Annotated in this window: 29 protein-coding genes; all 29 read left to right on the forward strand. The window is 44.7% G+C overall.

The window, feature by feature from the left end; translation table 11 throughout:
- Nucleotides 1-72: hypothetical protein (locus tag Q4591_RS19515; RefSeq protein ID WP_131818057.1), on the forward strand; the 72-nt coding region annotated here is incomplete at its 5' end.
- Between the two features lie 332 nt (nt 73-404).
- On the forward strand, nt 405-716 hold the full coding sequence (gene rpsJ, locus Q4591_RS19520; RefSeq protein WP_055026509.1) for a 30S ribosomal protein S10: 312 nt from the start codon (nt 405-407) through the stop codon (nt 714-716).
- 27 nt (nt 717-743) lie between these two features.
- Nucleotides 744-1,382: a 50S ribosomal protein L3 gene (gene rplC, locus Q4591_RS19525; protein WP_076543232.1), complete on the forward strand. Its 639-nt coding sequence runs from the start codon at nt 744-746 to the stop codon at nt 1,380-1,382.
- A gap of 16 nt (nt 1,383-1,398) precedes the next feature.
- Nucleotides 1,399-2,004, forward strand: coding sequence for a 50S ribosomal protein L4 (rplD, locus tag Q4591_RS19530; protein ID WP_076543231.1), 606 nt, complete (start codon nt 1,399-1,401; stop codon nt 2,002-2,004).
- Nucleotides 2,001-2,303, forward strand: a complete 303-nt coding sequence (rplW, locus tag Q4591_RS19535; RefSeq protein WP_076543230.1) for a 50S ribosomal protein L23 — start codon at nt 2,001-2,003, stop codon at nt 2,301-2,303. Before rplD ends, rplW begins: the two co-directional genes overlap by 4 nt.
- 16 nt (nt 2,304-2,319) lie before the next feature.
- The gene (gene rplB, locus Q4591_RS19540) at nt 2,320-3,144 is read left to right on the forward strand and encodes a 50S ribosomal protein L2 (RefSeq protein WP_102440086.1); all 825 of its coding nucleotides are present in this window, start codon (nt 2,320-2,322) and stop codon (nt 3,142-3,144) included.
- Nucleotides 3,145-3,159: 15 nt separating this feature from the next.
- Nucleotides 3,160-3,438, forward strand: coding sequence for a 30S ribosomal protein S19 (rpsS, locus tag Q4591_RS19545; protein ID WP_006083596.1), 279 nt, complete (start codon nt 3,160-3,162; stop codon nt 3,436-3,438).
- Nucleotides 3,439-3,453: 15 nt separating this feature from the next.
- Nucleotides 3,454-3,786 (forward strand): 50S ribosomal protein L22, encoded by a 333-nt coding sequence (gene rplV, locus Q4591_RS19550; RefSeq protein ID WP_102440087.1) that lies wholly within the window; start codon nt 3,454-3,456, stop codon nt 3,784-3,786.
- A gap of 12 nt (nt 3,787-3,798) precedes the next feature.
- Complete coding sequence (gene rpsC / locus Q4591_RS19555; RefSeq protein ID WP_102440088.1) at nt 3,799-4,488, forward strand: 30S ribosomal protein S3; 690 nt, start codon at nt 3,799-3,801, stop codon at nt 4,486-4,488.
- Between the two features lie 11 nt (nt 4,489-4,499).
- Nucleotides 4,500-4,910 (forward strand): 50S ribosomal protein L16, encoded by a 411-nt coding sequence (rplP, locus tag Q4591_RS19560; RefSeq protein WP_055026502.1) that lies wholly within the window; start codon nt 4,500-4,502, stop codon nt 4,908-4,910.
- Complete coding sequence (gene rpmC / locus Q4591_RS19565) at nt 4,910-5,101, forward strand: 50S ribosomal protein L29 (protein WP_006083592.1); 192 nt, start codon at nt 4,910-4,912, stop codon at nt 5,099-5,101. The genes rplP and rpmC overlap by 1 nt, the downstream gene beginning before the upstream one ends.
- Complete coding sequence (gene rpsQ / locus Q4591_RS19570; RefSeq protein ID WP_055026501.1) at nt 5,101-5,349, forward strand: 30S ribosomal protein S17; 249 nt, start codon at nt 5,101-5,103, stop codon at nt 5,347-5,349. Before rpmC ends, rpsQ begins: the two co-directional genes overlap by 1 nt.
- Before the next feature lie 214 nt (nt 5,350-5,563).
- Nucleotides 5,564-5,932: a 50S ribosomal protein L14 gene (gene rplN / locus Q4591_RS19575; RefSeq protein WP_076543234.1), complete on the forward strand. Its 369-nt coding sequence runs from the start codon at nt 5,564-5,566 to the stop codon at nt 5,930-5,932.
- 11 nt (nt 5,933-5,943) lie between these two features.
- On the forward strand, nt 5,944-6,258 hold the full coding sequence (gene rplX / locus Q4591_RS19580) for a 50S ribosomal protein L24 (protein WP_102440089.1): 315 nt from the start codon (nt 5,944-5,946) through the stop codon (nt 6,256-6,258).
- 12 nt (nt 6,259-6,270) lie between these two features.
- The gene (gene rplE, locus Q4591_RS19585) at nt 6,271-6,810 is read left to right on the forward strand and encodes a 50S ribosomal protein L5 (protein WP_076543225.1); all 540 of its coding nucleotides are present in this window, start codon (nt 6,271-6,273) and stop codon (nt 6,808-6,810) included.
- Between the two features lie 10 nt (nt 6,811-6,820).
- A complete protein-coding gene (gene rpsN / locus Q4591_RS19590) occupies nt 6,821-7,126 on the forward strand; it encodes a 30S ribosomal protein S14 (protein ID WP_076543224.1) in 306 nt (101 codons plus the stop codon).
- A 24-nt stretch (nt 7,127-7,150) separates the two neighbouring features.
- A complete protein-coding gene (gene rpsH / locus Q4591_RS19595) occupies nt 7,151-7,543 on the forward strand; it encodes a 30S ribosomal protein S8 (protein ID WP_076543223.1) in 393 nt (130 codons plus the stop codon).
- 10 nt (nt 7,544-7,553) lie between these two features.
- Entirely contained in the window at nt 7,554-8,087 is a 534-nt protein-coding gene (gene rplF, locus Q4591_RS19600; protein WP_076543222.1) for a 50S ribosomal protein L6, read from the forward strand.
- A gap of 10 nt (nt 8,088-8,097) precedes the next feature.
- Nucleotides 8,098-8,448, forward strand: coding sequence for a 50S ribosomal protein L18 (gene rplR, locus Q4591_RS19605; RefSeq protein ID WP_076543221.1), 351 nt, complete (start codon nt 8,098-8,100; stop codon nt 8,446-8,448).
- A 12-nt stretch (nt 8,449-8,460) separates the two neighbouring features.
- A complete protein-coding gene (gene rpsE / locus Q4591_RS19610; RefSeq protein WP_076543220.1) occupies nt 8,461-8,964 on the forward strand; it encodes a 30S ribosomal protein S5 in 504 nt (167 codons plus the stop codon).
- Nucleotides 8,965-8,970: 6 nt separating this feature from the next.
- On the forward strand, nt 8,971-9,153 hold the full coding sequence (gene rpmD, locus Q4591_RS19615; RefSeq protein WP_076543219.1) for a 50S ribosomal protein L30: 183 nt from the start codon (nt 8,971-8,973) through the stop codon (nt 9,151-9,153).
- Nucleotides 9,154-9,155: 2 nt separating this feature from the next.
- The gene (gene rplO / locus Q4591_RS19620) at nt 9,156-9,590 is read left to right on the forward strand and encodes a 50S ribosomal protein L15 (RefSeq protein WP_055026491.1); all 435 of its coding nucleotides are present in this window, start codon (nt 9,156-9,158) and stop codon (nt 9,588-9,590) included.
- Between the two features lie 7 nt (nt 9,591-9,597).
- Nucleotides 9,598-10,938: a preprotein translocase subunit SecY gene (gene secY, locus Q4591_RS19625; protein WP_076543218.1), complete on the forward strand. Its 1,341-nt coding sequence runs from the start codon at nt 9,598-9,600 to the stop codon at nt 10,936-10,938.
- A 22-nt stretch (nt 10,939-10,960) separates the two neighbouring features.
- The gene (rpmJ, locus tag Q4591_RS19630; RefSeq protein ID WP_006083579.1) at nt 10,961-11,074 is read left to right on the forward strand and encodes a 50S ribosomal protein L36; all 114 of its coding nucleotides are present in this window, start codon (nt 10,961-10,963) and stop codon (nt 11,072-11,074) included.
- Between the two features lie 119 nt (nt 11,075-11,193).
- The gene (rpsM, locus tag Q4591_RS19635; RefSeq protein WP_076543217.1) at nt 11,194-11,550 is read left to right on the forward strand and encodes a 30S ribosomal protein S13; all 357 of its coding nucleotides are present in this window, start codon (nt 11,194-11,196) and stop codon (nt 11,548-11,550) included.
- Nucleotides 11,551-11,567: 17 nt separating this feature from the next.
- Complete coding sequence (gene rpsK, locus Q4591_RS19640) at nt 11,568-11,960, forward strand: 30S ribosomal protein S11 (protein ID WP_011635661.1); 393 nt, start codon at nt 11,568-11,570, stop codon at nt 11,958-11,960.
- A gap of 32 nt (nt 11,961-11,992) precedes the next feature.
- On the forward strand, nt 11,993-12,613 hold the full coding sequence (rpsD, locus tag Q4591_RS19645; protein ID WP_102440090.1) for a 30S ribosomal protein S4: 621 nt from the start codon (nt 11,993-11,995) through the stop codon (nt 12,611-12,613).
- A gap of 24 nt (nt 12,614-12,637) precedes the next feature.
- A complete protein-coding gene (gene rpoA, locus Q4591_RS19650) occupies nt 12,638-13,627 on the forward strand; it encodes a DNA-directed RNA polymerase subunit alpha (RefSeq protein WP_076543215.1) in 990 nt (329 codons plus the stop codon).
- Nucleotides 13,628-13,672: 45 nt separating this feature from the next.
- Nucleotides 13,673-14,068: a 50S ribosomal protein L17 gene (rplQ, locus tag Q4591_RS19655; protein ID WP_076543214.1), complete on the forward strand. Its 396-nt coding sequence runs from the start codon at nt 13,673-13,675 to the stop codon at nt 14,066-14,068.
- Nucleotides 14,069-14,288 lie beyond the last annotated feature (220 nt).

Below are 14,288 nucleotides of genomic sequence, written 5' to 3' on the forward strand. Positions count from 1 at the left end.
GGTTTACGTTTCGCTATCCGTGAAGGTGGCCGTACTGTTGGTGCTGGTGTTGTAGCTAAAGTTATCGCTTAATAGCGTCTTTAGTTAACACATAAAAAAAGGAAGCTTCGGCTTCCTTTTTTGTTTTTATTGCATTTTGATTCTAACCATGTAAAATCCACCGCCTTGAACAGAACCACTAAATTGAAGAGTTTTTGTTCGCAGGGGTTGATCTATGAAATTAGATCTGTATAATTGCCCTTCGCTGTCCTAGACAGCGTAATATAATGTTTAATCATTTGGATTATTCATTTTCATAATTGACTCCGATTGGGAGTCTACGGTTAAATCATCTCGCTCTGCTTTTCCATTGGGAAGAAGCTAGAGGGTGATTTTTTATGTGTGCATTTTAGGAGCTCTGGTCAATGCAGAACCAAAGAATCCGTATCCGCTTGAAAGGATTTGATCATCGTTTGATCGATCAATCAACAGCGGAAATCGTTGAAACTGCTAAGCGTACAGGCGCACAGGTTCGTGGTCCAATTCCACTTCCTACGCGTAAAGAACGTTATACCATTTTGACTTCTCCGCACGTCAACAAAGACGCACGTGATCAGTACGAAATTCGTACTCACAAGCGCTTAGTTGACATCGTAGAGCCAACTGAAAAGACTGTAGACGCATTAATGCGTTTAGATCTTGCCGCTGGTGTCGACGTTCAGATTAGCTTAGGTTAATTGAGATCCTTAGAAGAGGTTTGAAAGATGGCTATCGGTCTTATTGGTCGTAAAGTGGGTATGACTCGCATCTTCACAGAAGATGGTGCTTCAATCCCTGTAACAGTAATTGAAATTGCTGGTAACCGCGTAACTCAAGTGAAAACTTTAGAAAACGACGGATACCGTGCTCTTCAAGTAACTACTGGTACCAAAAAAGCCAACCGCATCACTAAGCCAGAAGCAGGCCATTTTGCTAAGAGCGGCGTAGAAGCCGGTCGAGGTTTATGGGAATTGCGTTTGGCAGATGGTGAAGGTGAAGGCATTGAAGTTGGTGCTGAACTTAACGTTGATATCTTTGCAGATACAGCGAAAGTTGATGTTACTGGTCAATCTAAAGGTAAGGGCTTCCAAGGCGGTATTAAACGCTGGAACTTCCACGCTCAAGATATGACACATGGTAACTCTTTGGCTCATAGATCTAATGGTTCTATTGGTCAAAACCAGACACCTGGTCGCGTTTTCAAAGGTAAGAAAATGTCTGGCCACATGGGTGCCGAGCAAGTAACTACTCAAAATCTAGACGTTGTACGTGTAGATGCAGAGCGTAACTTGTTATTGGTAAAAGGTGCTGTTCCTGGCGCTACCAATGGTGACTTGATTATCAAGCCAGCCGTTAAAGCATAGGTCTGAGGAGATAGTAATGGAATTGGTATTGAAAGACGCGCAAAGCGCTCTTGAAGTTTCCGAAACTACCTTCGGCCGTGACTTTAACGAGGCATTGGTCCATCAGGTAGTTGTAGCTTACGCTGCAAACGCGCGTCAGGGCACTCGTGCTCAACAGACTCGTGCGGAAGTAACTGGCTCAGGCAAAAAGCCTTGGCGTCAGAAAGGCACAGGCCGAGCTCGTGCCGGTAGTGTTAAAGGCCCGATCTGGCGTGGCGGTGGCGTAACATTCGCTGCTAAAACACAAGATCACAGCCAAAAAGTTAACAAAAAGATGTACCGTGGTGCTCTAAAAAGCATTCTTTCTGAATTGGTACGTCAAGAGCGTTTAGTCGTTGTTGAATCTTTTAGTGTTGAAGCTCCTAAAACTAAAGAGCTGAAAGCTAAGTTAAAAGAAATGCAACTAGAAGACGTTCTAATTGTTACTGCAGATGTTGATGAGAATTTATTCTTAGCAGCACGCAACTTATACAAGGTTGACGTACGTGACGTAGCGGGTCTAGACCCAGTTAGTCTAATCGCGTTCAACACTGTTCTTGTTACTGCTGATGCAGTGAAGCAAATCGAGGAGATGCTAGCATGATCACCGAAGAACGTTTGCTAAAAGTTATCTTAGCGCCACATGTATCTGAAAAGAGCACTGTATTAGCTGAGAAAAACAACACTGTAGTTTTCCGCGTAGCAATCGATGCGACTAAAGCAGAGATTAAAGCTGCTGTAGCGAAACTTTTCGAAGTTGAAGTTGATAGTGTTCGCACTTTGGTAAACAAAGGCAAAACTAAACGTACCGGTGGCCGTGTAGGTCGTCGTAGCGATTGGAAAAAAGCCTATGTAACTTTAGCTGCTGGTGCTGACATCGATTTCGTCGGTGGCGCTGAGTAAGCAAAGGAGAATTATCATGGCAGTTATTAAGTGTAAGCCAACCTCTCCAGGTCGTCGCCACGTTGTTAAAGTGGTGAACAGCGACTTGCATAAAGGGAAACCTTTTGCAGGCCTGTTGGCTAAGAAATCTAAAAGTGGTGGCCGTAACAATACGGGTCGCATCACTGTTCGTCACGTTGGTGGTGGACACAAGCAGCATTATCGTATTATTGATTTCAAACGCAATAAAGACGGTATCCCTGCGAAAATTGAACGTCTGGAATATGATCCAAACCGTACAGCTAACATTGCGTTAGTATTGTACGCAGACGGTGAGCGTCGCTACATTCTTGCCGCTAAAGGCATGAAAGCTGGTGATGCAATCCAATCTGGTGTGGATGCAGACATCAAAACCGGTAACGCAATGCCGCTTCGCAACATCCCAGTGGGTAGTGTTGTGCACGCAGTAGAAATGAAACCTGGTAAAGGTGCTCAAATCGCGCGTTCAGCTGGTGCTTATGTTCAAGTTGTTGCTCGTGATAACCAATATGCAACTTTACGTCTTCGCTCTGGCGAAATGCGCAAAGTGCCTGTTGATTGTCGTGCAACATTCGGTGAAGTTGGAAATGCCGAGCACATGCTACGCCAGTTAGGTAAAGCAGGTGCTAAACGCTGGAGAGGCGTACGCCCTACAGTGCGTGGTGTTGCAATGAACCCGGTAGACCATCCACACGGTGGTGGTGAAGGCCGTACTTCTGGTGGTCGTCATCCAGTAAGTCCATGGGGTGTGCCAACTAAGGGTTATAAAACTCGTAGTAATAAGCTCACCGACAAGTACATTGTACGTCGTCGTAACAAATAGTAAGAGGATTCGCCCATGCCACGTTCTCTCAAGAAAGGTCCTTTCATTGACCTGCACTTGCTGAAGAAGGTAGAGAAAGCGATGGAAGCGGGAGATAAAAAACCAATTAAGACTTGGTCTCGCCGCTCAATGATCATCCCAAATATGATTGGGTTGACCATCGCTGTCCATAATGGTCGTCAGCACGTACCTGTGTTCGTAACTGACGAAATGATCGGTCATAAGCTTGGTGAATTTTCACCAACTCGCACTTATCGCGGCCATGCTGCAGATAAGAAAGCGAAGAAGCGTTAATACGGGAGACATAAGATGGAAGTTTTAGCTAAACATCGTTACGCCCGTACGTCTGCGCAGAAGGCCCGTCTAGTTGCTGATCAAATTCGCGGGTTGCCTGTATCTAAGGCGCTTGAGATTTTGACCTTCAGCCCTAAGAAAGCCGCCGTACTGGTTAAGAAAGTACTAGACTCAGCTATCGCAAACGCCGAACACAACGAAGGTGCAGATATCGATGAGCTTAAAGTTGGCCAAGTCTTTGTTGACGAAGCACCAACTATGAAGCGCATCATGCCTCGTGCCAAAGGCCGCGCTGATCGTATCATGAAGCGTACCAGCCACATTACTGTGGTTGTATCAGATCGCTAGGAGAAGAGAGCAATGGGACAGAAAGTACATCCTAATGGTATCCGTCTGGGTATCACGAAGCCTTGGATCTCTACTTGGTACGCCGATAAGTCAGATTATGCGAATAATCTGAACAGCGACTGGGAAGTTCGTCAATATCTTACAGAGAAATTGAAGGCTGCATCAGTATCTAAAATCGTTATCGAGCGTCCTGCGAAGAGCATCCGCGTTACTATTCACACTGCCCGTCCAGGCGTTGTGATTGGTAAGAAAGGTGAAGACGTTGAAGTATTACGTGCACATGTATCTAAAATTACAGGCACTACTGCTCAAATCAACATCGCTGAGATCCGTAAGCCTGAGTTAGACGCAAAGTTAGTTGCTGACAGTATTGCGCAGCAACTAGAACGTCGTGTTATGTTCCGTCGCGCTATGAAGCGTGCAGTTCAAAACGCAATGCGCATTGGTGCTCAAGGTATCAAAGTTGAAGTGAGCGGCCGTCTAGGCGGAGCTGAAATCGCACGTTCTGAGTGGTATCGTGAAGGTCGTGTACCTTTGCATACTCTACGTGCTGATATCGACTATTCTACAGCTGAAAGTCACACCCAATACGGTGTGATTGGCGTTAAAGTTTGGATCTTCAAAGGCGAAGTTCTAGACGGTAACGTTGTCGCGTTAGAAGAGCCGAAGCAGCAGTCTAAGCGCAAGCCTCGTGCTAAATAGGAGAAACTTTAATGCTGCAACCTAAACGTATGAAGTTTCGCAAGATGTTCAAAGGCCGTAACCGCGGTCTAGCGAACGGTACTGAAGTTAGCTTTGGTACTTTCGGTTTGAAAGCTGTCGGCCGTGGTCGTTTAACAGCTCGTCAAATCGAATCTGCACGTCGTGCCATGACACGTCACATTAAACGTCAAGGACAAATTTGGATTCGAGTTTTCCCTGACAAGCCAATTACCTCTAAGCCTCTTGAAGTGCGTATGGGTAAAGGTAAGGGTAACGTTGAATACTGGGTATGTCAGATTCAACCTGGTAAGGTTCTTTATGAGATGAATGGTGTATCTGAAGAGTTAGCGCGTGAAGCGTTTGCTTTAGCTTCTGCCAAGCTTCCTATTAAGACTACCTTCGTAACTAAGACGGTGATGTAATGAAAGCGAGCGAACTAAGAGAAAAGAGCGTTGAAGAACTTAACGCTGAATTACTTGGTCTGCTGCGTGAGCAGTTTAACCTGCGTATGCAACACGCTACTGGTCAGTTGACTCAAACGAATCAATTGAAATTAGTGCGTCGTAACATTGCACGTGTTAAGACCATTATTACTTCTAAGGCAGGTGCGTAATGTCTGATAAAATCCGTACTTTGCAAGGTCGAGTTCTTAGCAACAAAATGGACAAGTCTATTACTGTTGCTATTGCACGCCAAGTGAAACATCCTATTTATGGGAAGTACATTAAGCGTACAACTAAGATCCATGCACATGACGAAACCAATCAGTGTAATGAAGGTGACGTAGTGACTATTAGTCAGTGTCGTCCTCTTTCTAAGACTAAGTCTTGGACACTTGTTGAAGTAGTAACAAAAGCCTAGTAATCATTAGGTTATAGTAAACGGCTCCAATGCTTGGGGCCGTTTGTTTTTTTATACTATGCAACCCAATATTTTGGTGTTATACTTGCGCCCCATTTTTGAACAAATTGCATTCAATGCTAATGAGTAATTAGCAAGGTATGAATTGTTCAAGAAGTGGACAAATATGATCCCAATTTCGGGGTTTTGTAGTAACGATAGCGGAGCACTTAAAATGATCCAAATGCAATCGACTCTAGACGTCGCGTGTAACAGTGGCGCTCGTAGAGTTCAGTGTATTAAGGTCTTGGGTGGCTCTCATCGTCGTTATGCCGGTATCGGCGACGTCATCAAGGTTTCTGTTAAAGAAGCTATTCCTCGCGCTAAAGCGAAGAAAGGTGATGTATATAACGCGGTGGTAGTCCGTACTAAGAAAGGCGTACGTCGTCCAGATGGTTCTGTCATTCGCTTCGATCGGAATGCAGCAGTTTTGCTTAACGCAAACCTTGCACCGATTGGTACTCGTATTTTTGGACCAGTGACACGTGAATTGCGCAACGAGCAGTTTATGAAAATCGTCTCTCTGGCACCAGAAGTACTGTAAGGAGCTTCAAAATGGCAGCTAAAATCCGTCGTGAAGACGAAGTAATTGTATTAGCAGGTAAAGACAAGGGTAAACGAGCAAAAGTTTCTCAAGTCCTACCTACTGGTAAGTTGATTGTTGAAGGCATCAATCTTGTTAAAAAACACCAAAAGCCAAACCCACAATTGGGCGTAACTGGTGGTGTAATCGAGAAAGAAGCAGCGATACAAGCATCAAACGTAGCGATCTTTAACCAAGCCACAGGCAAGGCAGATCGTGTTGGTTTCCGATTCGAAGACGGCAAAAAAGTCCGTTTCTTTAAATCGAATAGTGAACTCATTAAGTAAACGGAGTAAACGATGGCGAAACTGCATGATAAATATCAAGAGACTGTTATTGCAGAACTTTCTAAAAAGTTCGAATATACCAGTGTCATGCAAGTCCCTCGGATTGAAAAAATCACCCTTAACATGGGTGTAGGCGAAGCCGTTGCAGACAAAAAAGTTATGGAGCATGCGCTCCGTGATATGACTGCAATCGCTGGCCAAAAACCAGTTGTAACTGTTGCACGTAAATCAGTTGCTGGTTTTAAAATCCGTGAAGGCTACCCTATTGGCTGTAAAGTTACCCTACGCGGTGAGCGTATGTGGGAATTTTTAGAGCGTTTAGTTGACATTGCAATCCCACGTATTCGTGACTTCCGTGGCCTAAGCGCAAAAGCGTTTGACGGTCGTGGTAACTACGCAATGGGTGTGCGTGAGCAAATCATCTTCCCAGAAATCGATTACGATAAAATCGATAAGATTCGTGGTATGGATATTGTTATCACTACTACTGCGAAGAATGATGAAGAAGGTCGTGCTTTGTTAGACGCATTTAACTTCCCATTCAAGAAATAAGGGTAGCATAATGGCAAAATCATCTATGAAAGCACGTGAAGCAAAGCGTGCACAGCTCGTAGCTAAATATGCTGAAAAGCGTTTAGCACTTAAGGCTATTATCAGCGCACCTGCGACTTCTGACGAAGACCGTTGGGAAGCTGTTCTTAAGTTACAAGCTCTACCTCGTGATTCTAGCGCTGCGCGTCAACGCAACCGTTGTAATCAAACTGGTCGCCCACATGGTTTCTTACGTAAATTCGGCCTTAGCCGTATTAAATTACGTGAAGCTACTATGCGTGGTGAAGTTCCTGGTCTACGTAAGGCCAGCTGGTAAGCACTTGTCACGGAGTAAGCTAATATGAGCATGCAAGATCCTATTGCGGATATGTTAACACGTATTCGTAACGGCCAAGCTGCTAACAAAGTATCAGTAAAGATGCCTTCAGCTAAGTTAAAAGTAGCAATTGCGAAATTACTTAAAGATGAAGGTTACATTACTGACTACGCCGTAGCAGAAGAAGCCAAGCCTGAATTAGAAATCACTTTAAAGTATTTCCAAGGCAAACCAGTCGTTGAGACTATCCAGCGCGTAAGTCGTCCTGGTCTTCGTATTTACAAAGGTAAAAACGAACTTCCAAAGGTGATGGGCGGTCTGGGTGTCGCAATTGTGTCCACTTCTAAAGGCTTGATGACCGATCGTGCTGCCCGCCTAACAGGCATGGGTGGCGAGGTTATCTGCTACGTAGCGTAAGGAGCTAGGTATGTCACGTGTAGCAAAAGCACCAGTGTCTATTCCTGCCGGCGTAGAGGTGACCTTAAACGAACAAACTATCACCGTAAAAGGTACTAAAGGTAGTTTGACTCGAGAAATCAACAAAGCGGTAAGTGTTGTTCTAGACAACGGCGTACTAAGTTTTGGTCCAGTTGAAGGCGTTGCTAACGCTTGGGCTCAAGCTGGTACAGCTCGTGCACTAGTAAACAACATGGTTGTTGGTGTTTCTGAAGGATTTGTTAAAAAATTAAAGTTAATTGGTGTTGGTTACCGTGCGAAAGCAGCTGGTTCAAACCTAGATCTAACTTTAGGTTTCTCACATCCATTGGTTCACAAACTTCCCGCAGGTGTTACTGCAGAGTGTCCTAGCCAAACTGACATCGTCCTTTCGGGCGTTGATAAACAGTTAGTTGGTCAGGTTGCTGCTGAGATTCGTGGCTATCGTCCACCAGAGCCTTATAAAGGCAAAGGTGTTCGTTATGCAGACGAGCAAGTACGCCGTAAAGAGGCTAAGAAGAAGTAGGTAACGCGATATGGATAAGAAAACATCTCGCTTACGTCGCGCTCTGCGTGCTCGTAAGAAGATCCAAGAGCTGGGCGTGAACCGTCTGGTTGTACATCGTACACCGCGTCACATTTATGCTCAGGTGATTAATCCTGAAGCTCAGGTGTTGGCAGTTGCTTCAACCGTTGAAAAAGCGGTTAAAGAACTACTAAAGAGTACCGGTAACGTAGACGCAGCTAAAGCAGTAGGTAAAACTGTTGCAGAGCGTGCGATCGAAAAAGGTGTAACTTCGGTTGCATTCGACCGTTCTGGTTTCAAGTATCACGGTCGCGTAGCAGCATTAGCTGACGCAGCTCGTGAAGCTGGCCTGAAATTCTAAGGGGTTATAAAAATGGCTAAATTAGAAGCTCAGCAGAAAGACGATTTGCAAGAGAAATTGATTGCAGTTAATCGTGTTTCTAAAGTAGTTAAAGGTGGTCGTATCTTTAGCTTCACCGCACTAACAGTGGTAGGTGATGGTAACGGTAAGATTGGCTATGGCTATGGTAAAGCGCGCGAAGTTCCAGCTGCTATTCAAAAAGCAATGGAAAAAGCCCGTCGTAACATGGTAACCGTGGAGTTGAACGCAGGTACACTGCATCACCCAGTTAAAGGTCGCCATACTGGTTCGCGTGTTTACATGCAACCAGCATCGGAAGGTACCGGTATTATTGCCGGTGGCGCAATGCGTGCCGTATTGGAAGTAGCAGGCGTTCATAACGTTCTGTCAAAAGCATACGGTTCTACTAACCCGATCAACATCGTTCGAGCTACTGTCGATGCGTTGGTGCACATGAAGTCACCAGCACAAGTTGCAGCTAAGCGCGGCTTGAATGTTGATGAAATTCGAGGTTAATGCACCATGGCTACTAAAACGTTTAAAGTAACACAGACAAAGAGTGCGATTGGTCGTTTGCCAAAGCACCGTGCCTGTTTATTAGGTTTAGGCCTAAGACGTATTGGCCACACCGTTGAAGTTGAAGATACTCCTTCAGTTCGCGGTATGGTTAATAAAGTTTACTACATGGTTAAGGTGGAGGATTAATAATGCGTTTAAATACTCTATCTCCAGCAGCAGGATCTAAGTCTGCTCCTAAGCGTGTAGGTCGTGGTATTGGTTCTGGTTTAGGTAAAACCGCAGGTCGTGGTCATAAGGGACAAAAGTCTCGTTCTGGCGGCGGTGTGCGTATCGGTTTTGAGGGTGGTCAAATGCCTCTTAAAATTCGTTTACCTAAATTCGGTTTTACCTCGCGCAAAGCTTTGGTCTCAGCTGAAGTTCGTTTACTCGAACTAGCAAAAGTTAACGGTGATGTTATCGACCTTAACGCACTGAAAGATGCGAACGTAATTACTCGCAACATACAGTTTGCGAAAATCGTTCTTTCAGGTACCATTGAACGCCCAGTGACCGTTAAAGGTCTGAAGGTAACCAAAGGTGCACGTGCAGCTATTGAAGCTGCCGGCGGCAAGATCGAGGAATAATACGTCGATGGCAAAACCAGGACTTGATTTAAAAAGCGCGAAAGGCGGTTTATCTGAATTGAAAACCCGTCTCCTGTTCGTGATTGGTGCGATTATCGTCTTTAGAGCCGGTTCGTTTGTACCAATTCCTGGTATTGACGCAGCTGTGTTAGCAGATCTGTTTGCTCAACAAAAAGATACCATCCTTGGCATGTTTAACATGTTCTCGGGTGGTGCTTTAGAGCGTGCCTCTATCTTTGCATTAGGTATCATGCCGTATATTTCGGCATCGATTATCATGCAATTATTGACTGTTGTTCATCCTGCTCTTGCTGAATTGAAAAAAGAAGGCGAGTCAGGAAGAAAGAAAATCAGTCAGTACACTAGATACGGAACGTTAGTGTTGGGTACGCTTCAATCGATTGGTATTGCAACAGGTTTGCCAAGCCTAGTACCTGGCCTTGTGGTCAATGTAGGTTTTGGTTTTTACTTTGTTGCAGTTGTGAGTCTAGTGACAGGAACAATGTTCCTAATGTGGCTAGGTGAGCAAATTACTGAACGTGGTATTGGTAATGGTATCTCGATATTAATTTTCGCAGGTATTGTTGCTGGTTTACCGTCTGCTATCGGCCAAACGGCTGAACAGGCTCGTCAAGGTGATTTGAATGTACTGGTTCTGTTGCTATTAGCAGTAATCGTATTTGCAGTTACTTATTTAGTTGTATTTGTAGAACGTGGTCAACGTCGTATCGTCGTTAACTACGCTAAGCGTCAACAAGGCCGTAAGGTTTTCGCAGCGCAAAGCACACATTTACCTCTTAAAGTGAACATGGCAGGTGTGATTCCGCCAATTTTTGCATCCAGCATTATTTTGTTCCCAGGCACACTGGCTCAGTGGTTTGGTGCAAATGAGTCCATGTCATGGTTAAGCGATTTCGCTTTAGCTGTGTCACCTGGACAACCGCTGTATTCATTATTGTATGCAACAGCTATCGTTTTCTTCTGTTTCTTCTATACTGCGTTGGTGTTTAACCCACGTGAGACAGCTGATAACTTGAAGAAAAGTGGTGCGTTCATTCCTGGGATTCGTCCTGGAGAACAGACTTCGCGTTACATTGATAAAGTAATGACTCGTTTGACCCTTGCGGGTGCGATTTATATTACCTTTATCTGTTTAATTCCGGAGTTCATGTTAATTGCGTGGAAAGTACAGTTCTATTTTGGCGGTACTTCACTACTAATTATTGTAGTCGTAATCATGGACTTCATGGCTCAGGTTCAGACCCATATGATGTCTCATCAGTATGAGTCTGTGATGAAGAAAGCTAACCTAGTAAACAAAGCGAATTTAGATCGCTTTGGTCGCTAATAGCTTTTAACGGAGTGATGAAATGAAAGTTCGAGCTTCCGTGAAGAAGATCTGCCGTAATTGCAAGATCGTCAAGCGTAGTGGCGTTGTACGTGTGATTTGTGTTGAACCAAAACACAAACAGCGTCAAGGCTAAAAAAAGATATTTGCTCAGTTCTAAATAGAACTGAGCAAATAATGTTTGCAAATTTGTTGGCTGTCGAGTATCCTTTCGGGCTTTTCGCAGTCGACCTTTAACATATTAAGGAGTGCATAGTGGCCCGTATCGCTGGCATTAACATTCCTGATCAAAAGCACACAGTCATCGCATTGACTGCAATTTTTGGTATTGGACGTACGCGCGCTAGAGAAATCTGCGCAGCTACTTCAATTGCTGAAGATGCTAAGATCAAGGAATTGAGCGAAGCTCAAATAGATATTCTACGCGAAGAAGTTGCCAAATACTCAGTAGAGGGTGACTTACGTCGTGAGATTTCAATGAACATCAAGCGTCTTATGGATCTTGGTTGTTATCGTGGTCTCCGCCATCGCCGTAGCCTGCCTCTTCGTGGGCAACGTACTAAGACCAATGCGCGTACGCGTAAAGGTCCACGTAAACCAATTAGAAAGTAACGGGAAGGTAAACCAAAATGGCTAAAGTTCCGTCACGTTCTCCGCGTAAGCGCGTACGTAAACAGGTTGCAGATGGTATGGCTCATATCCATGCATCTTTCAACAACACAATTGTCACCATTACAGATCGTCAAGGTAATGCGTTGTCTTGGGCTACCTCTGGCGGTTCAGGTTTTCGTGGTTCACGTAAATCTACACCGTTCGCTGCGCAGGTTGCTGCTGAGCGTGCAGGTATTGCTGCACAAGATTACGGTGTTAAAAACCTTGAAGTTTTCGTAAAGGGTCCAGGTCCAGGTCGTGAGTCAGCCATTCGTGCGCTGAACGCTGTTGGTTATAAAATCACCAACATTACCGATGTGACACCTATCCCTCATAATGGCTGTCGCCCACCTAAAAAGCGTCGTGTATAACACGTCGTATATAGGATAGTTGGAGAAAGATCATGGCAAGATACTTGGGTCCTAAGCTCAAGCTCAGCCGCAGAGAAGGTACAGACCTTTTCCTAAAAAGCGGTGTGAGAGCAATCGATTCGAAGTGTAAGCTTGAAGCTGCACCTGGTCAACATGGCGCACGTAAGCCACGTTTATCAGAGTACGGTTTACAGCTACGCGAGAAACAAAAAGTTCGTCGTATGTACGGTGTGCTAGAAAAGCAATTCCGTAACTACTACAAAGAAGCTGCACGTCTAAAAGGCAACACTGGTGAAAACCTACTTGCTCTTTTAGAAACCCGTTTAGATAACGTTGTTTATCGTATGGGTTTTGGTGCGACTCGTGCTGAATCACGTCAATTAGTAAGCCACAAATCAATCGTGGTTAACGGTCGTGTTGTTAACATTCCGTCATTCAAAGTGTCTGCGAATGATGTTGTAAGCATCCGTGAAAAGTCACGTACTCAAGCTCGTATTAAAGCGGCTTTAGAAGTGGCTGGTCAACGTGAGAAGCCTACATGGGTTGAAGTCGACAGCGCGAAAATGGAAGGTGCTTTCAAGCGTCTACCAGAACGTAGCGATTTGTCTGCGGAAATTAACGAACAGCTGATCGTCGAGCTTTACTCTAAGTAAAGCTAACAAACAAGAGAGGACACAATGCAGGGTTCTGTTACAGAATTTCTAAAACCGCGTCTCGTTGACATAGAGCAGGTTAACCCAACTCGTGCCAAGGTTACGCTAGAACCACTAGAACGTGGTTTTGGTCACACATTAGGCAACGCTTTGCGTCGTATCTTATTGTCGTCTATGCCTGGCTGTGCCGTAACTGAAGTCGAAATCGACGGCGTGTTACATGAGTACAGTAGCAAAGAAGGCGTACAAGAAGATATCCTTGAGATATTGCTTAACCTTAAAGGTTTAGCGGTAAACATTGAGGGTAAGGATGAAGCTTTACTTACTTTAAGTAAGTCAGGCACAGGCCCTGTTACAGCAGCAGATATCACACATGATGGTGATGTTACCATTATGAATCCTGATCATGTTATCTGTCATTTGACTGGTAACAATGATATCAGCATGCGTATCCGTGTTGAGCGTGGTCGTGGTTATGTTCCAGCTTCGGCTCGTGCACAAACCGAAGACGATGATCGCCCAATTGGTCGCTTGTTGGTTGATGCTTCATTCTCACCTGTTGCTCGCATTGCATATAATGTTGAAGCAGCACGTGTAGAGCAACGTACTGATTTAGATAAACTCGTTATCGATATGACCACTAATGGTACTATTGATCCTGAGGAAGCAATTCGTCGTTCTGCAACAATTTTAGCTGAACAGCTAGATGCGTTCGTAGACCTTCGTGATGTGACTGAACAGACTGTTGTAGAAGAGAAACCGGAGTTTGATCCGATTCTGTTGCGTCCTGTCGACGATTTAGAGCTAACTGTACGTTCAGCCAACTGTTTGAAGGCTGAAGCGATTCATTACATCGGAGATCTAGTACAACGCACTGAAGTTGAGTTGCTCAAGACTCCTAATTTAGGTAAGAAGTCTCTTACTGAAATTAAGGATGTATTAGCGTCTCGCGGATTGTCTTTAGGTATGCGTCTAGAAAACTGGCCTCCAGCTAGTTTAGCAGACGACCTATAAGTCCCAGTTTAGTTAGTACAGATTAAAGATTATAAGGATTAGGTCATGCGCCATCGTAAGAGTGGTCGTCAACTAAACCGCAACAGCAGTCATCGTCAAGCTATGTTCCGTAACATGGCATGCTCACTAGTTAGTCATGAGTTAATCAAGACTACAGTAGCTAAAGCGAAAGAACTGCGCCGCGTAGTTGAGCCTCTAATAACACTTGCTAAAGTTGACAGCGTTGCAAATCGCCGTTTAGCTTTTGCTCGTACCCGCGACGCTGAAGTTGTAGGTAAGTTATTTACTGAATTGGGTCCACGCTTCCAGGAACGTCCTGGTGGTTACACTCGTATTCTTAAGTGTGGTCTACGTACCGGTGATAAAGCCCCAATGGCTTACATCGAGTTAGTAGGTCGCCCTGAAGCTGCTGAAGCTGTTGAAGTAGAAGCTGCAGAGTAATTTATTACTCATTTAAAAAAACCGAGCCTAGCTCGGTTTTTTTATGTCTATTTTTCGTGAAATTTTAACTTAAATCATCTTTACTAATTAATTTCTCTTAGTATTTTACTCTGGCTTACCTGGCTTACCTGGCTTACCTGGCTTACCTGGCTTACCTGGCTTCCCTGGCTAACGGTGCTTGCCGGGCTGACCGGCGTGACCGGGGTTACCGGGCGTGCCG

It is taken from the genome of Shewanella sp. 3_MG-2023 (genome assembly GCF_030548765.1).
Taxonomy (GTDB): Bacteria; Pseudomonadota; Gammaproteobacteria; order Enterobacterales; family Shewanellaceae; genus Shewanella.

What these genes read in the sequence shown, in the direction of transcription:
- rpsJ (WP_055026509.1), top strand. Translation starts at nt 405, where the DNA reads ATGCAGAACCAAAGAATCCGTATCCGCTTGAAAGGATTTGATCATCGT.
- rplC (WP_076543232.1), top strand. Translation starts at nt 744, where the DNA reads ATGGCTATCGGTCTTATTGGTCGTAAAGTGGGTATGACTCGCATCTTC.
- rplD (WP_076543231.1), top strand. Translation starts at nt 1,399, where the DNA reads ATGGAATTGGTATTGAAAGACGCGCAAAGCGCTCTTGAAGTTTCCGAA.
- rplW (WP_076543230.1), top strand. Translation starts at nt 2,001, where the DNA reads ATGATCACCGAAGAACGTTTGCTAAAAGTTATCTTAGCGCCACATGTA.
- rplB (WP_102440086.1), top strand. Translation starts at nt 2,320, where the DNA reads ATGGCAGTTATTAAGTGTAAGCCAACCTCTCCAGGTCGTCGCCACGTT.
- rpsS (WP_006083596.1), top strand. Translation starts at nt 3,160, where the DNA reads ATGCCACGTTCTCTCAAGAAAGGTCCTTTCATTGACCTGCACTTGCTG.
- rplV (WP_102440087.1), top strand. Translation starts at nt 3,454, where the DNA reads ATGGAAGTTTTAGCTAAACATCGTTACGCCCGTACGTCTGCGCAGAAG.
- rpsC (WP_102440088.1), top strand. Translation starts at nt 3,799, where the DNA reads ATGGGACAGAAAGTACATCCTAATGGTATCCGTCTGGGTATCACGAAG.
- rplP (WP_055026502.1), top strand. Translation starts at nt 4,500, where the DNA reads ATGCTGCAACCTAAACGTATGAAGTTTCGCAAGATGTTCAAAGGCCGT.
- rpmC (WP_006083592.1), top strand. Translation starts at nt 4,910, where the DNA reads ATGAAAGCGAGCGAACTAAGAGAAAAGAGCGTTGAAGAACTTAACGCT.
- rpsQ (WP_055026501.1), top strand. Translation starts at nt 5,101, where the DNA reads ATGTCTGATAAAATCCGTACTTTGCAAGGTCGAGTTCTTAGCAACAAA.
- rplN (WP_076543234.1), top strand. Translation starts at nt 5,564, where the DNA reads ATGATCCAAATGCAATCGACTCTAGACGTCGCGTGTAACAGTGGCGCT.
- rplX (WP_102440089.1), top strand. Translation starts at nt 5,944, where the DNA reads ATGGCAGCTAAAATCCGTCGTGAAGACGAAGTAATTGTATTAGCAGGT.
- rplE (WP_076543225.1), top strand. Translation starts at nt 6,271, where the DNA reads ATGGCGAAACTGCATGATAAATATCAAGAGACTGTTATTGCAGAACTT.
- rpsN (WP_076543224.1), top strand. Translation starts at nt 6,821, where the DNA reads ATGGCAAAATCATCTATGAAAGCACGTGAAGCAAAGCGTGCACAGCTC.
- rpsH (WP_076543223.1), top strand. Translation starts at nt 7,151, where the DNA reads ATGAGCATGCAAGATCCTATTGCGGATATGTTAACACGTATTCGTAAC.
- rplF (WP_076543222.1), top strand. Translation starts at nt 7,554, where the DNA reads ATGTCACGTGTAGCAAAAGCACCAGTGTCTATTCCTGCCGGCGTAGAG.
- rplR (WP_076543221.1), top strand. Translation starts at nt 8,098, where the DNA reads ATGGATAAGAAAACATCTCGCTTACGTCGCGCTCTGCGTGCTCGTAAG.
- rpsE (WP_076543220.1), top strand. Translation starts at nt 8,461, where the DNA reads ATGGCTAAATTAGAAGCTCAGCAGAAAGACGATTTGCAAGAGAAATTG.
- rpmD (WP_076543219.1), top strand. Translation starts at nt 8,971, where the DNA reads ATGGCTACTAAAACGTTTAAAGTAACACAGACAAAGAGTGCGATTGGT.
- rplO (WP_055026491.1), top strand. Translation starts at nt 9,156, where the DNA reads ATGCGTTTAAATACTCTATCTCCAGCAGCAGGATCTAAGTCTGCTCCT.
- secY (WP_076543218.1), top strand. Translation starts at nt 9,598, where the DNA reads ATGGCAAAACCAGGACTTGATTTAAAAAGCGCGAAAGGCGGTTTATCT.
- rpmJ (WP_006083579.1), top strand. Translation starts at nt 10,961, where the DNA reads ATGAAAGTTCGAGCTTCCGTGAAGAAGATCTGCCGTAATTGCAAGATC.
- rpsK (WP_011635661.1), top strand. Translation starts at nt 11,568, where the DNA reads ATGGCTAAAGTTCCGTCACGTTCTCCGCGTAAGCGCGTACGTAAACAG.
- rpsD (WP_102440090.1), top strand. Translation starts at nt 11,993, where the DNA reads ATGGCAAGATACTTGGGTCCTAAGCTCAAGCTCAGCCGCAGAGAAGGT.
- rpoA (WP_076543215.1), top strand. Translation starts at nt 12,638, where the DNA reads ATGCAGGGTTCTGTTACAGAATTTCTAAAACCGCGTCTCGTTGACATA.
- rplQ (WP_076543214.1), top strand. Translation starts at nt 13,673, where the DNA reads ATGCGCCATCGTAAGAGTGGTCGTCAACTAAACCGCAACAGCAGTCAT.